12 protein-coding genes and 1 riboswitch are annotated in these 16204 nt (G+C 40.9%); of the genes, 4 read left to right on the plus strand and 8 right to left on the minus strand.

The features are described from left to right. Positions 1–97: 97 nt before the first annotated feature. The 4 genes from ACILP5_RS03140 to yidD all read right to left on the minus strand — a co-directional run bounded on the left by ACILP5_RS03140 (position 98) and on the right by yidD (position 8740). A complete protein-coding gene (locus ACILP5_RS03140; protein WP_395617203.1) occupies positions 98–3397 on the minus strand; it encodes a VCBS repeat-containing protein in 3300 nt (1099 codons plus the stop codon). Between the two features lie 105 nt (positions 3398–3502). Beyond that, positions 3503–4972, minus strand: coding sequence for a RagB/SusD family nutrient uptake outer membrane protein (locus ACILP5_RS03145; protein ID WP_395617204.1), 1470 nt, complete (start codon positions 4970–4972; stop codon positions 3503–3505). Between the two features lie 53 nt (positions 4973–5025). Further along, the gene (locus ACILP5_RS03150) at positions 5026–8022 is read right to left on the minus strand and encodes a SusC/RagA family TonB-linked outer membrane protein (RefSeq protein ID WP_395617205.1); all 2997 of its coding nucleotides are present in this window, start codon (positions 8020–8022) and stop codon (positions 5026–5028) included. A gap of 493 nt (positions 8023–8515) precedes the next feature. After that, complete coding sequence (gene yidD / locus ACILP5_RS03155) at positions 8516–8740, minus strand: membrane protein insertion efficiency factor YidD (protein WP_395617206.1); 225 nt, start codon at positions 8738–8740, stop codon at positions 8516–8518. A 71-nt stretch (positions 8741–8811) separates the two neighbouring features. Here yidD and ACILP5_RS03160 point away from each other — a divergent pair, with 71 nt between their 5' ends. Both ACILP5_RS03160 and ACILP5_RS03165 read left to right on the plus strand, forming a co-directional pair. Beyond that, positions 8812–10038 carry a serine hydrolase domain-containing protein gene (locus ACILP5_RS03160; protein ID WP_395617207.1) on the plus strand — a complete coding sequence of 409 codons (1227 nt, stop codon included), beginning with the start codon at positions 8812–8814 and terminating at the stop codon, positions 10036–10038. An 11-nt stretch (positions 10039–10049) separates the two neighbouring features. Then, positions 10050–10574, plus strand: coding sequence for a nuclear transport factor 2 family protein (locus ACILP5_RS03165; RefSeq protein ID WP_395617208.1), 525 nt, complete (start codon positions 10050–10052; stop codon positions 10572–10574). 324 nt (positions 10575–10898) lie between these two features. Here the strand turns inward: ACILP5_RS03165 and ACILP5_RS03170 are convergent, their stop codons facing one another. Both ACILP5_RS03170 and ACILP5_RS03175 read right to left on the minus strand, forming a co-directional pair. Next, positions 10899–11726, minus strand: coding sequence for an inositol oxygenase family protein (locus ACILP5_RS03170; RefSeq protein WP_395617209.1), 828 nt, complete (start codon positions 11724–11726; stop codon positions 10899–10901). A gap of 48 nt (positions 11727–11774) precedes the next feature. Beyond that, the gene (locus ACILP5_RS03175; protein WP_395617210.1) at positions 11775–12239 is read right to left on the minus strand and encodes a DUF3592 domain-containing protein; all 465 of its coding nucleotides are present in this window, start codon (positions 12237–12239) and stop codon (positions 11775–11777) included. A gap of 293 nt (positions 12240–12532) precedes the next feature. Between ACILP5_RS03175 and ACILP5_RS03180 the strand changes: the two genes are divergently transcribed. Continuing rightward, entirely contained in the window at positions 12533–13723 is a 1191-nt protein-coding gene (locus ACILP5_RS03180) for a nucleoside permease (RefSeq protein WP_395617211.1), read from the plus strand. Here ACILP5_RS03180 and ACILP5_RS03185 read toward each other — a convergent pair. Continuing rightward, entirely contained in the window at positions 13710–14495 is a 786-nt protein-coding gene (locus ACILP5_RS03185) for an SDR family oxidoreductase (protein WP_395617212.1), read from the minus strand. The two genes, ACILP5_RS03180 and ACILP5_RS03185, sit on opposite strands and share 14 nt — an antisense overlap. Further along, positions 14482–15579, minus strand: a complete 1098-nt coding sequence (gene metX, locus ACILP5_RS03190; RefSeq protein ID WP_395617213.1) for a homoserine O-acetyltransferase — start codon at positions 15577–15579, stop codon at positions 14482–14484. The genes ACILP5_RS03185 and metX overlap by 14 nt, the downstream gene beginning before the upstream one ends. 9 nt (positions 15580–15588) lie before the next feature. Then, positions 15589–15706, minus strand: a riboswitch (SAM riboswitch). Between the two features lie 108 nt (positions 15707–15814). Between metX and ACILP5_RS03195 the strand changes: the two genes are divergently transcribed. Continuing rightward, positions 15815–16165, plus strand: a complete 351-nt coding sequence (locus ACILP5_RS03195; protein WP_395617214.1) for a hypothetical protein — start codon at positions 15815–15817, stop codon at positions 16163–16165. Positions 16166–16204 lie beyond the last annotated feature (39 nt).

Consider the following 16204-nt stretch of genomic DNA (forward strand, 5'->3'; position numbering starts at 1 on the left):
TAATTTTTCGAAAAGCACAACGTCATCACCTGGGTTGCAGGCAAAAAGAGCTACAGAAATTAAGAGTGTGAATAGATAATTTTGGGTACGCATTGTTTTAAAATTTAAATACTTGGGCTTTTTCATCATTTTTGGCCAAAACCACGTAAGTCGACTTTCCTCCTTTTACGAGTGCCATATTACGTACTTGACCGAGGGTTTTAAATCCAGTTTGCTTTGATAATTTCACGGCGAATTTACCTTTTCCTTGTCCTTCTAATAAAAGGCCATAATTCGCATCGAAACGCCCCCACTCCGGAAGAGAATCGAAGAAATTACCCGTTAATAAAATATCTAGTTTGCCATCCTTATTGAAATCCCCTGTTTGGATCGCGTGAATAGGCGAAAACTGGGCCTGATATGGCAGCGCTTGGAAAGTAAAATTACCTTTCCCATCATTGATCATAAATGAAGAGGACGTGGTTTGAATTTGTCTGATGGTCGCACCTTCTCGCTGCTCATCCGTGAATAATTCCTCTACCGTCTTATTCGCATAATCTTTGTATTTGATAAACTTCTTCTTGATCATCGGAAGCGCACGCTGCATCTCGCCTTTCAACACCATGGGATAGATGTTCCCATCCTCCGTCACACAAGAAATAATTTGCTCTATCGCACCATTCTTATCGAAATCACCCACGTGTAAATACGCTGGAGCCTCTGAAGAGGCTTTAATTTTAGAATTTAGGCCAAAATTCCCCAACACAAAATCCACATCTCCATCGCCATCAATATCTGCAGGCTTCGTACAAGACCAAAGACCTTCCGACCCAGCCACCGGCTCCTGCTTCGTTAATTTTCTTCCTCTCTCGTTTTTAAACACGACTACTGGACCCCAATCTTGTGTCACCACTAAATCCAAGTAGCCATCCCCGTTTACGTCAGACCATTCTGAATCTGTCACCATGCCTAAATCTGTTACCTGAGGCATATAACGTTTCGATTGATTCTTAAATCCTCCGGTTCCGTCGTTAATGAATAAATTACTTTGTGCACTTTGGCCATATTTCGCATTCACCATTCGTGTCCCCACGAATAAATCAATGTCTCCATCTTTATCGTAATCCGCTGCCGAAACACTCGATCCATTTTCATAAATCATGGGGAATCTCACATCGCGTTTCAGATTTCCTTTGCCATCATTCAAGTACAATAAATCATGTAATTCGGCCGCATTCTCTTCAAACTCATTACTACCCGTCACTACGAATAAATCAAGGTCACCATCTTTATCCGCATCGAAGAAAATAGCATCTGTGTTCTCAGTCGTTTGATCTAAACTGAAGTCAGCTTGAGGAGAATCGACGAATTTGCCTCCGGCTTTTTGGATAAACAATTTCTTTATCTGACCCGCTGCACCCCCTAAATAAATATCCTCTAGGCCATCTCCATTCACATCACCCACAGCCAGCGCTGGACCTTGCGTCGAGAACTTTTGCTTTAATAATACATCGCGATCGTAGTCATTAAACTTACTTTCTACGTGTAAATAATCCAAAAGACCCGATGTTACATCTGCAAAAAGAGGTGTCTGCTTTGCCTCAAAGAAGTGGAAGATCTCCTTCGCATTCTCTTGCTTCAAGGTAATTGTCTGATCTGACTTTACTGCTTTGATGGTTTCGATCTTATCATTTGGCCATAAAACCTGTACCGAATCAATCGCGCCATTCGCACCTAGTCCAAACACCATCTGATGATCACTCGAAGACTGGAAACCACGGTTAGGCATCTGCTGCAACACTTTGAATCCGCCCTTCTGGTAAACGGTCACACGAGCTCCGATACCATTTAAGTTACGATCGCTACCTTTTAAATGAACCGTCAAATAATGGTTCTTCAACTTCTCATTCGTCTTGTTTTTAAAAACTGACAAAGGTGAGTTCACGTTATTCACCACTAAATCTAAATCCCCATCATTGTCTAAATCCCCATAAGCTGATCCATTGGAGAAACCAGGACCTTCTAAACCCCAAGATTTCACTTGATTAGAGAACTGCAAATCTCCCTCGTTTTTGAAGGCATAATTCGGAATAGGCACAGAAGAAATCTTATCTGTAAACTCTTTATAATCAAATTTCTTCCCATCTAACATCTGCTGCATCGTGTTGCGATCTCCTAAGAAATCGACAAAATCTTGATCTGTTAGATCTTTAGCAATACCATTCGCCACGAAAATATCCTTCTTCCCATCATTATCCATGTCGAAAATCAAGGCTCCCCAGCTCCAGTCAGTTGCATGAACTCCGGCTAATTGCCCTACTTCTGAAAAAGTCCCATCGCCATTATTCAGCTGCAAATTATTGCGCATGTATTGATGCCAAAATCCGCGCTTCTTTTTCAACTCCACTAAATTATAGCCCTCGAAAACAGAGGTAGTCTTCAAACGACGGTCATCACCCGGTAACATATCCGTCACGAAGATGTCCATATAACCGTCGTCATTTAAATCCGCCATATCAGCTCCCATCGAGCTCAACGAAATATGCGGCATTTCATTCTCTAAATCCTCCTTGAACGTACCATCCTGCTGATTAATATACAAGTAATCACGCTCATAGAAGTCATTTGAAATATAAATATCAGGCCAGTTGTCATTATTGACATCGCCTATCGTAATTCCTAAACCAAAACCAATCAAACTCCCGTAAATACCTGCCGGCTCCGACACATCCGTAAAACGAAGTTCCTTCCCATCTTTACTATCATTTCTAAACAGCTTATCACCACCTAACTTATCACGATCCTCCCGTAAGTTCGTATACCCTAACTTATCAATCGGGGTGAAACTATTATTCAACAAATACATATCTAAATCGCCATCGCGATCATAGTCAAAAAAGGCCGCATGCGTAGAAAACCCACCATCCTCTAGACCTGCCTCTTTCGCCTGCTCCTTGAAAGAAGGAACACCGCCTTTAATTCCTTGATTAATATATAACTGGTTTCCACGTTGATCACGTGAACCCGAATTACACACGTAGATATCCATCAAGCCATCCCCATTCACATCTGCAAAAGTCACCCCCGTCGACCAAAACTTCTTCCCTACAATCCCAGACTTCACCGTAATATCCTCAAACTTCATCTCCCCTTTATTCAAATACAATTTATTGTCTTCGAAATTAGAGGTCACAAATAGATCCGATAAACCATCGTTATTCACGTCACCAATAGCCACACCACCTCCATTATAGAAGTTTCTATAATTGAAGATATTGAACTCTTTTTTCTCTAAACTCCGATTCACAAAATCGATACCGGTTTGTTCAGCAGGCAACTCCTCGAATAGAGTATCCTCTTTTTGAGAACAAGAAAAAAGACTAAGGGAAACAAGTAGAAATAAAGCGAAATTTTTCATGCGTAATGAGTGAATTTTTGCGACACAAAAATACAAAATACAAGGGGTATATAAAACAAAAAGGCAGAACCAAATGGTTCTGCCTTTTTATCAAAAACCTACAGATTAATATCCTGGGTTTTGAGTCAATAATGGGTTAGCATCACGACGTGGTTGTGGAATTGGGAACAATTCACGCGTCTTATCTGTAACCTTCATAAACTTACGAGCTGTAGAGAACTTGTCGAAACGAATCATATCATTACGTCTCCATCCTTCCCAAGCTAACTCACGACCACGCTCAGCTAAGATGGCATCAGCAGTAACCGCAGTTAAAGGTGCAACACCTGAACGAGTACGGATAGTATTGATATCTGTTAACGCTTGAGCCGTATTTCCTAAACGGAAAGCAGCCTCAGCACGCATTAAGATAACGTCAGCTAAACGTAGGAATACGTAGTCATTTGATTGATCTCCGTTCGGGTTATTTCTTTGGATCTCGTATTTCTGAGAACGAATACCAGCAACCTGGAATTCAGGATCTGCATCTGTCATCTGATCTTTTTCAAAAGAAGCAATGAAAGCTAAATCAGCACCTTTTGCATCTTTTAACTTAGCTCCAGAGGCAGCGAATTGCTGTCCTTTGATCCACATCGCACCACGTAAGTCATTAGACTCGAATGAGTTGTAGAAATCAGCTAGCGTACAGAAACCGTTCCATGGAGAGTTTCCTAAACCATACGTTTGCTGGTTAGCATAGTGTAAAGTTCTCATGTGGAAGTTCATACCACCCGCTTTGAATGAATCGTAAGGGATAGCAAAGATGTTCTCGTTTGAACCTTGGTTTTGTACCACAAAGTTAGCTAAAGTAGAAGAAGACAATGCCCAGTTGTTCGAAGATTTGATTACTTGATCAGCTGTATCAAAAGCCTTTTGCCACTCAGGAGAACCTTTGTAAACACCAGCATTTAAATATACTTTCGCTAACAATGCTTTTGCAGCATCTTGAGTCATACGAGAATATGCCTTACCTGCAGGCAAGTTAGGAATAGCAGCCGTTAACTCAGAAACGATGAAGTTGTACACTTCAGCACGAGGCTTAGTCGCAGCAGATGATTTGTTATCTGTTACGATAGGCACATTACCGAATGCATCCACCGCCATGAAGTAATAGATAGCACGTACAGCACGTAACTCATCTACCGCTTTTTGATTCGACTTAACCACTGGGATCAATTGGTTCACCTGAGAGATGTTACCAAAGATGAATCCCCACATACCGTTGATAGGTCCGTGTTGTGGAGTCCATGTGTGACGAGAGTAAGCTAACCAGTCACCACCATCAAACCAGTCACCACCACGCGTAGGAACAATTAACTCATCCGAAGATGCTTCACTAGGATTAAACCAATCCCAAGTGATACCACGAAGACCACCATAAGCAGGTCCTAGTGCCGCTGAAATTTGAGCATCAGTTTTCAAGAATTGATCCGCTGGGATCGAATCGTAAACTGGCTCCGTTAAATCTGTACAAGACGATAGGGCTAACGAAGCGAAAACACCTACTGAAAGTACTTTATAGATATATTTTTTCATTTTTTTAATTATTTATTAATTAAGTTATATAACTAATAGTTGTGGTATTTTGTTTAGAAAGACAAGTTAATTCCCGCAGTAAATGCACGAGTCTTGTAGTATGTCTCACGAACATCGATACCTGGAGCAGCAGAACCAATAGCTAGGTTTTGGCTAACTTCTGGATCTACACCTGAGTAGTTAGTGAACAACAATAAATTGTTACCAGCTACATAAATACGAGCTCTCTTGAATACACCTTTAACTGGTAATGTGTATCCTAAAGAAGCGTTGTTTAAACGAATGTGATCACCTGACTCAACATAGTAATCCATAGGGATTGTACGCTCATCATTGATTTTAGACGTAGCAGCAGTTTTCAATGCGTTAGACTCAGCTAAACGACCATCTTGACGACCTAACAATAAGTTGTTCGTGTTAACGATCTTAGCTCCAGCGTTTCCAGTAAATTGGAATTGCAAATCAAACGCTTTGTAACGTACGTTAGTAGTTAATCCACCTACAAATTTAGGATTAGGATCACCTAAGTAAGTACGGTCTTTCGCGTTCGGATCTACAGTACCATCACCGTTAAGGTCTTGGAATACATAACGTCCATTTTCGATTTTTGCAATTTTAGCACCGTAGAATACACCTACTGGCTGACCAGCTTGTAAAACTGAGAAGTTTACTGCTGATGTACCACGGATGAAGCTACCTAAAGTAGTCGATAAGAATACTTGATCAGCTGCTGCGAACTCATCGTTTTTCAATGAGATCAATTCGTTTTGGTTGAATGAACCAGCGAATGTAGAGCTAATTGACCAATCTTGTGTATCTAACCACTGGTAAGTAGCCGAGATTTCAATACCACGGTTTTGCATCGAACCGATGTTCGCTAAGATAGTTGGATATACATATCCTTTCTCTTGTGGAGCATTAACAGTGTATAATAAATCATTTGTTTGACGAGTATACCAATCTAATGATCCAGTTAATTTACCTTTCAAGATAGAGAAGTCAATACCAGCACCGTAGTTTTCGTTAACCTCCCACTTCAAGTTAGGGTTCGGGTTAGATTGTACCGCGTAAGATGGCAAGAAGTCATCAGCAGCACCATCATAGTATGATCCAGATGGACCGTAGAATGATTTAGATAACAACGGACGAATACCTTCCGAGTTACCAGTTCTACCCCAAGAAACACGAAGCTTCAAGTTGTCGATTGTTGTATTTCCTTTTAAGAAAGCCTCCTCAGATAATGACCAACCCACAGAAACTGATGGGAATATACCCCACTTATTGTTATCTCCGAATTTAGTAGAACCGTCACGACGCACGTTAACAGTTGCGAAATACTTGTTCATTAATGAGTACTGACCACGTGCTAGGAATGAAACCAATTTATATTCATTTTTGTATGAAAACAATAAGTTTGGATTCGCACGAATACCTAAACCAGAACCAAGGTTGTTAGCACCAAAGTTATCTGTTAAGAAGTTATTGTTTGAAGCACCGAAACCGTCATTAACAACGTCTTGGTAAGTATAACCTCCTAATAATGTCAAAGTAGACACATCAGATAGTTTCTTAGTCCAATTCAATGTAGCTTCTAATTGTCTGTCAGTTGTAGCATTTAATGAGCGAGAAGCTTGGTTACCACCTACAGTTGATAACAAGTTACCTGGAGTAGTAGCAGCAAAATAAGAATTGTTCGCGTTTTGAGTACGTAATGTACCTGACACGTTAAATACTAAACCATCTAAGATGGTGTAACCCGCTGAAGCATTGAATAAGAAATCTTGTAAACGTTGTGTATTCGTTTTCTTCTCTAAAGCAGCTAATGGGTTAAAGTTTGCGAATGTACCTGGAATCTGGAAGTAGTTACCATCTTTTGCGTAAACTGGATCCGTAGGACGCATGTTCATTGCAAAACCGATTGCACGGTTATCCGAGAATGTTCCGTTTGTTTGCATAGCAGACATGTTGAATTTCATCAACAATTTACCATCTAATGCTTTTGCATCTAAGTTCAAACGACCCGTTAAACGATCTTTTCCTGAACCGATCAATGTACCAGTTTGGTCTAAATAACCTACTGAAGCACGGTATGATAAGTTCTCAGAACCACCAGAAACACCTACGTTATGGTTTTGAGTAAGCGCAGTACGAGTGATTACATCTAACCAATCTGTATTAGCACCGTTGTCATCAAATGTTTGATTGTATTTCTTAGCAGCAGCACGGAATTCAGCGCCGTTTAATAACTCTGGACGTTGTGAGATAGACTCAGAACCTACATAAGCTGAATAATCAACTGTAGGAGCACCTGCCTTACCACGCTTCGTGTTAATTAAGATAACACCATTCGCACCACGAGAACCGTAGATAGCTGCAGAAGATGCATCACGTAACACATCCATAGATAAGATATCTTCTGGAGCAACGTTTTCGATAGGAGCACCAATCACACCGTCAATTACGTATAATGGTTCAGAACCTGCGTTCAATGAACCTGTACCACGTAAACGTACAGTAGGACGAGCGTTAGGATCACCTGAAGATTGAGTGATTACTAAACCTGCAACCTTACCTTGAGCAGCTGCTAATGGGTTTGTTACAACACCCGCGTTGAAATCACGAGATCCTAAACTTGTAACAGTTCCAGAAATCTCTTTACGCTTTTGCGTACCGTAACCTACTACTACAACCTCCTCTAAAGATTGATTGTCAGCAAGTAAAGAAACGTTAACTACAGAACCTGTAGCCTTAACTTCTTTTTTAGTATAACCTACAAAAGTGAATACTAAAGTGCTTCCACTTCCTGCATTTACTTTGTAAGTACCATTAATGTCAGTTTGAGCACCTTTAGTAGTGCCTTTAACAGTGACAGAAACACCAGGAATAGCTGAGCCGTCTTTTGCATCAGTTACTTTCCCTGAAACCACATCTTGAGCAAAAGCACCCAAGGAAATAAATAGTGCAACAGCAACACTAAAAGCTTGTTTAAAGCCTAGGTTACTAACACTTGATCGCACAAGGCGACCCACTCTTTTGTAAGAATGAATCATAAGTGAAAAATTAAGGGTTAAAAATAATTAATGATTCTTGTAGGCTTTGATCTTATTCCTATACTATATAGAAGACTGGAATCTTTTGGCTTTTGCCTTTCGAAATGACCATGTAATCGTTTACATTCTATGAGTAATTTCAAAACCGACACAAAAAAAGTAAGAATAAATTGAATAAAAAAATGAAATAAGATAATGAATCGATGACCTGAGGCTATTAAATTGTACAAAAGTTAGATTTTCTTTACAACTAGCACAGTGTAGTATAGAATATAGAAATAATATAATTGTTAGCCTATTTTGAATAGAGACCCTATTTCAAGAGCAAATCGGATGCAAAACCGCCAATACAGCTTCAAATCGATTGCATTTTTTCAATAGAAAATTTTTTCAAAAAAAAATCAGTTTTTTTTCGGCATTCTATTGCCAAAAATACAGAGGGTAAAATTAGAATAATACAATTAAGACAGTGCTACACTGTTTGGCAATTAAGTTAAGGCACCGGATCATGCCCGCTTCCACCCCAAGGATGGCAACTAGAAATTCGCTTGACGGTGAGTCGTAACCCCTCCAATAAGCCGTGCTTTTGGAGAGCCTCTTTTGCATAGGTTGAGCAGGTAGGTGTATAGCGACAAGAATTAGGCAGAAAAGGGGAAATCATCCCCTGGTAAATTCGGATAAGGACAAGAAAAAAGAAAACAACTATCCGCTGCAGCATGGGGTTTGAATTTAGGCCTTTTCTGATTAAATTGCTTTTAAATTTAATAAATACATTTCGCAATTTCACATATGAATCGTAGGTCATTGGCTCTTGGTATTTTGGCATCCTTATTCTGTATGGCCTCCTGCAATAATATCCCTGGTCATTTTTTTGCCAAAAACAGCGCGGTAGAAAAGAGAAATGATAGCATTGCCCGTTTATTTGACCCTAAAATCGCCCAACAAAAAGCAATTAAGTTAGACACCTTCTTCAAAGCACTTCAAAAGAATACCGGATTTAACGGAACGGTTTTAGTCGCTCAATACGGTAAAATCATTTACAAAAGAGCTTTTGGCATTGCTAATAACTTCACAAAAGCACAACTAAATACACGTACACCCTTTCAATTAGCCTCCGTTTCAAAGCAATTCACCGCCGTCTCTATTCTGCAATTAATGGAACAAGGAAAACTGAAGCTGGATGATCGCGTGGAACAACACATCCCAGGCTTCCCATACGATTCCAGCATCACCATCCGCAGCTTATTGACTCACAAATCTGGACTTGCTAATTATGCGTATTGTTTAGATAAATATTATGACAAGAAAGCTCCTTTAACAAATGCTAAAGTCGTTGAACTATTTATCAAGATCAAACCTGGCATCGATTACCACCCGAATCGCCAATTTCACTATAACAATACCAATTATATCTTACTTGCCTACATCGTAGAGCGTGTAAGTGGCAAAGGTTTCAGAGAATACGTGAAAGAAAATATCTTTACACCAGCGGGCATGAACGAGTCTTTTGTCTATGATCCACAGCATCCTGAATTATTAAAAAATTCCGCTACCGGTTATCAACCTAAGCGTTCTGGGCTTGCGGTGGTCGGATTCGATCATTTAGATGGCGTAACGGGTGATAAAGGAATCTATTCTACAGTGGAGGACATGTTTCTTTGGGATCAGGCTCTGAATTCAGAAACCGTGGTCAAATTAAGCTCTTTGGCTGAGGCATTCACCCCGCAACACACAAAGCCGAAAGTTTTAACGACAAACTACGGATTAGGTTGGCGTCTGAAGCAATTAGAAAATGGCGAATGGCTAACCTACCATACTGGTTGGTGGCATGGATTTAAAAACTATTATTTGCATAATCAAAAAGACAATTCAGCCATTATTATTCTGGGTAATATGGCGAATCATTCTTTGGCCAAAGTCAATATCGTACAATCCATTTTGTATCCTGAAAAGGCAAAGTACTTCTTAAAAGGAGAAAATCTCCCAGCTGAGACCGAAGCTACAGGAGGAAACTAAATAAACACACCATGAAAAACGTATTTGTTGCACTTTTTTGCCTTGTGGGTTTAACCACATTCGCTCAATCAGAAGATGAAGGAATCAAATCTGCCATCAATTCTTACACAGAAGGTTTCACTAAAGGAGATACAGCTAGCTTAGGACGTGCTTTTGCAAGCAATGCCTTACTTAGAAACCTGAATACCTCTACAGGAAAAATTGCTGACACCCCATTAAAAAGATTTATTGCAGGTATGCCTGCAGGTGGAGCAAAAGCAACCGGATCCCTTGTAAACTATTCTTACGCAGGAACTTCAGCAGTCGCAACGGTGGAATTCAAGTTCGATGATTTTAAATACATTGACTTGTTAAGTTTAATGAAGATCAACGAAGACTGGAAAATCGTTTGTCGCGTCTATAGCCGCGTAGGTTTAGACGTTTCGGTCGCAAGTAGCCAAAGTACAAAAAGTGGAGCCACCAAAGCTGCTCCTGCACCAGCGGCTAAGAAGCCAAATGCGGCGGCGGTGAAGCCGAAGAAGGATGATGGATGGTGATCATTTGTAGTATCGTAGCCTAAAATGTTATTGCATAAATATTTTTGGCTACGATACTACAAATAATCTCAGAGGTGGGGTGGGTTTTTTGACTACGACTCTGTAAATCATCTCTGTAATAAAAGAGTAAAATAAAATGCCCCGAAGAAAATATGTGCTCGCGCCATTTTCAAGGGGCATTTTGTTTTATATGCCATTTTCTAGGAGCACTATTGTTTTATACTGTAAACAGAATCGAGGCCAAGAGTTCTATTATTCATGGTAAATAAAAGGCCCGAAGCCGAGTCTTTTCGCTAGGAACAACGAGACTTCGGGTCTTTACATTTACCAGAATATAGGACCACTGCCGAGATATTTCTCCGCAATCGGCTTATAATATTCCTTCAATTCCTCATAAACCGGTACAACCGGTGATTTGGTATACAAATCATATTGATTGAAATCGCGAATCCACTCGAGGTATTGAGCGTCTTTCTCATTCAATAAAGCTTTGTAGCTGCCCCCTGAGTGCCATGGATAGAAAGAGTGGTAGCGAATCATGGCCATTCCAGCTTCTGGGATGGTATTTTGTTTGTGATTAGATAATACTTGGAATAAATATTCATCATGTCCCCAAGCAAGGTGAACATTATCTAAACCGCAGCCCGCTTCGTAAATACCTAATTCGGTATTGTAACGAGGGTCTTGCATGTCCGGATTTAATGCGTTGAACTCAGGGTAGACACAAGAATCGGGTAGTTTACAACCTACAACAAATACATCGCCCACTAGGCCCCATTGTTCCGCTTGCGAGGTGCCGTCTTCGTCAGATCCGAAAAGGTACATGGCTTTTCCAAGGTCGTGAATTAGACCGACTAATTGCATCCAGTCTGGGCGATTGTCAGCACGCATGCCTTCGGCAGATTGCAAGAGGTGAATGATGTTAGGGAGATTTAAATCTGGATCGGAAACATCGATTAGGACGTTTAAGCGCTCCATCATTTCCCAAAGGTCCATGGGACGCTCGAAAGTGAGGTATTTAGCCTTCATACGTTGAACGTATTCGTATGTTTGGCGAGAGCGCATTTTGCGGTAGTGTTCTTTTACGGCAGCGGTGATATCACCTTGATCGTAATTTCTGAATTGCTCTTTTTCTTTAACAGGGGTTTCCATAGTCCTAGATTTTGGAACTAATTTACTTAAAGCGATGGAAAAATAAAATTATGCCTTCAGGATTAACAGAATGACAGCACTTGCTAGCATTAGAAGACCCATCACAAAGAAGATGGATGGATTTAATCCGGGTACGGTATTTTCAGCTAAAGAGGCCTCGTAAGGATTCTCAGACAAGTAACGAACGGGGATTTCTTGTCCGATTTCGCAGGTTTTGGCCAAACCTTTATCCGCTTCACGTCTAAATTCTAATCCATTGACGTAGTAAGAGACAATCGGGAAATAAATAGGGAAGCGACCGCTGTGGTCATCGCGAGAGTAGCGCTTCGAGATTTCAACGATTTTACCGTAGGTCATCTTCGAATTGTGTATCCACTGCTTGCGCTTTTTGAAAAGGATAAATCCAAAACCAATTAATACCACAGAAATCAACGTGAACGCACCCAAGAACAAGGGCATCGATCCGTGAAATTCGCCGGTAGGCCGAGCTGATATTAATAAGATTCCGAACATATATTTATTCGCTGAATGTAATTCAACAGCCAAAAAAACAATAAATAATACTGATTATCAAATAATTAACTCGTCTCTCAGGAATGAATACAAGTTGTGTTTTAGGGGGATAAAATGAGATTTTTGCAATATTTTCGAAAACCCGATTCAAAAACACACCTAAGTCTGAAAAAAAATGCAGAATTGCGGAAAATGAGTATATTAAAACAGAGACAATGCCCGAAAAATATATTTTCGGAAAATTTTAAATATCAGACAAATTTGTATTTTTGGACCATCTAAACCTACGAAAAATGAAAAATAGCGTAAAGTTCCAACTCATGTCCATGATGTTTCTGATGTTCTTCGGATGGGGCGCCTGGTATGGTCAAATGAGTAAATACTTACTCGACAATTTACACGCTACGGGCGATCAAGTGGGCAATGCCTACACTACTTTTGCCATCGCCTCGATCTTTGCACCCTTCTTTGTCGGCTTAATTTCAGATCGCTTTTTCGCAGCCCAAAAAGTGATGGGCTTTTTAAATATCCTGGGCGGTGTTATCCTCTACTTTTTGAGTTTAGAAAGAAACCCGGAGACCTTCTTTTGGTACATTTTGGCTTATACACTTTGTTTTGCGCCTAATTTAGCCCTGTCGAATTCGATTGCGATGAACCAAATGTCCAATCCAGAAAAAGAATTTCCGAGCATTCGGGTAACGGGAACCATCGCCTGGATCGTAGTGACGAATATCATCGGCTTTTATGCGCTGGGAGACAAAGTAGCCATTTTTGAAATTGCGATGTACACTTCGTTCCTATTAGGAATCTATTCTTTTACACTTCCTGATACTCCTCCGAAAGGCGATAAAAATGCATCGGTTGCCCAAATTTTAGGCCTAGATGCCTTGAAATTATTCAAAGATCGTTCGTTCTTGATCTTCTTCATATCTTCCATCTTGATCTGCATTCCTCTCTCCTTCTATTATGCGATGGCAAATCCCTCATTAACGGATTCGCACATGAGCAATGTGGAGAACAAAATGTCATTGGGTCAGGCGTCAGAAGTAATTTTCATGCTCTTAATTCCGGTTGCATTTGTACGCTTGGGAGTGAAAAAGATGCTCGTAGTGGGTCTAGTGTCCTGGATTGTCCGTTTCTTGTGTTTCGGCTATGGAGATGGGATCTCGAGCGAGTGGATCTTGTACATCGGGATTATCCTCCACGGGGTTTGTTACGATTTCTTTTTTGTGACAGGACAGATTTATACAGACCAAAAAGCGGGCGAGAAAATCAAAAACTCAGCTCAAGGCCTAATCACCTTTGCGACCTATGGAATCGGAATGGGCATCGGCTCGAAGCTTTCGGGCATCGTTCTTGATTATTACACGGTGAATGACGTCAAGAATTGGCAAGCGGTTTGGATGGTTCCGGCTGCCATTGCAGGTGTGGTATTACTTCTTTTCGTCTTCTTTTTTAGTGAGAAAAAGACTACGTATTCTTAATCTTTCGTAGCATAAAAGGTACGATCGAAGGAAAGAAGCGTTTCATAAATAGGCCAAAACCTTCGAGGAATCCACCTACGAAGAATTCGTTTTTGCCTGCTAAAACAGCTTGAAGGATTTTCTGTGCGGTGAAGTTAGGATCTAAGCCTTTGGCCTGATTCGGATCCATCTTTCCGTAAGCCTCCCCTTTCTCGTTCATCGCGTGAAGGGAAATATTCGTCTTGATGTAACCCGGCAAAATCGTGGTCACGCGGATCCCATCATTGAAAACTTCCGCCCGAACAGAATCAAAGAATCCTATCAACGCGTGTTTTGTCGCACCATAAGCGGCTCTGCGCGGAGTAGAAATCCGTCCAGCCACGGACGCAATCGGAACGAAAACACCCGATTGTTGAGCGGTAAAGACAGGCAAAACAGCCTGCGTTAACGAAACAATCGAGAAGAAATTTACCTCAAAAAGACGGCGATATACATCGAATGTAGTGTCTTTCACAAAAGAGCGCTGAGAAACACCAGCATTTAATACCAAGTAATCGATGCGGCCATAGGTGTTAATCACGTCTTGCACCCGATCCGCGTGTTCTGATACCGAAAGCATATCAAAAGGAAGTACATACGCATTCCCACACGCTTTCGCCACTCGCTGCAATTCTTCCTCTCGACGAGCAGACAAGACTAATTGCGCCCCTTCTGCCGCAAAAGCGTAGGCTAGTGCCTCTCCAATTCCAGAAGATGCGCCCGTAATCCAAACTACTTTGTTATGAAATTTCATGGGATGTGAGTTTTGCTTCTAAGACTCTGAAGAAATCGGCCATCGGATTTACCTCAAGGCGCTGTAATTTCTGCCATAAACGTACGGCTTTGGTCATTAATCCACTTTCAATTAAGAATCCATCGTGTCCGTACAAGGAATCGATGACCTGGAAAGAGGCACCAGGAATGTATTTGGCTAAAAACTCTTGCTCTACAATGGGGAACAAGGCATCGGATTTAATGCCGATAACGAGCGTCTTAGATTGAATCAGTTTCAATGCAGCGATAGCACCACCGCGATTTCGGCCCACATCTTGCGTATCCATCATTTTCGATAATTGGAAATACGAAAAGGCATTAAAACGTTGGGCTAATTTTTCGCCTTGGTAGCGCTGGTAGGAAACTGCGCGCAAAGATGAACCATAGGAATTCTCCTTTCTGGCTTGGGTAATTAGGTAGGTTTCGTAATTGCGATAAGAAATTAAGGCGGTCGCACGAGCAGCCTTCATGCCCTCTAAACCGGCTTTAGGTTGCGATTCTTTCCACGAAGGATCGACTTCGATGGCCATTCTTTGGGACTCATTAAAGGCAATACCCCAAGGCGAATGAATCGCATTCGTAGCGACTAAAATCAAGTTTTCGATCAAACCTGGATTCATAATTGCCCATTCCACGGCTTGTTGACCACCTAGAGAACCACCGATGCAGGTTTTGATCTTCGTAATCTTTAATTCCTTACGCAAAATCTCAAAACTCGAGACCACGTCACGTATCGTCACATCCGGGAAGGAATGAAAATAAGGCTTCCCCGTTCTTGGATCCACCGTTAAGGGACCAGATGACCCATAATGTGAGCCTAAAATATTAACACAGACGATTAAATTGTTCTCTGGATTGAACAATTTCCCAGGGCCCACTAGGCCTTGCCACCATTCTGCCACATCATGACTTCCGGTGAAGGCGTGGCAAATCCACACGACATTGTCTTTTTTTGCGTTGATTTTGCCCCAGGTTTGGTAAACTAAATCCAACGCAGGTAATTCTCCCCCTAATTCAAGGGCAAAGGGGGACGCGGAATGAAAATGATGAAACTCAGCTTGCATGCACAAAATGGTTTATATTTCCCTAAACAGGCACCGCCTGGGGTAGGAATTAGCACCGGGGTCTGCTTTCGCGGACGGGTTGCCAGAAGTTCATTGAGCCTAGTCTCTCCCTTCTTCTTTATAAATCAACAAGCGAGGCTTTTTGATTTGAACTTGCAAGTAACAGCCGAAATCGCTTTTTTCCAAAAACTTTGCCCATTAATTCCTTTCTGACGATATTTGCCTAATGTTAAAAATGGCGATTTTTTATGGAGTTTTAGGAGGCATATTATATGCTTTGATGCAAACAGACTTCCAAACTTACCTTCACCCTGAGCTGAAATTCATCTATGTCTTTCTTCTTTTCCAAACCTATTTGACTTTTAATCTCGCCAATCTAGGTTCGAAAAACAACGGAGAGAAATTCATTCCATTTCAAATGCTTACCCTCTCGATTCGATTTATTTTAAGCGTCGTTTTCATTGGATATTTCGCCTATATCCACACCCCAAACATGGTCTTGTTCGCCAGCAACTTTTTTGTACTCTATTTATGTTGCACAAATTTTGAAATTTTTGGTTTGCTTCGTAACTTGCGACGTTTTTAGAAAATAGCAAGATTAATATTTCAGATGCAGGTTAAGACT

It is taken from the genome of Aquirufa sp. (assembly GCF_044239315.1).
Taxonomy (GTDB): domain Bacteria; phylum Bacteroidota; class Bacteroidia; order Cytophagales; family Spirosomataceae; genus Aquirufa.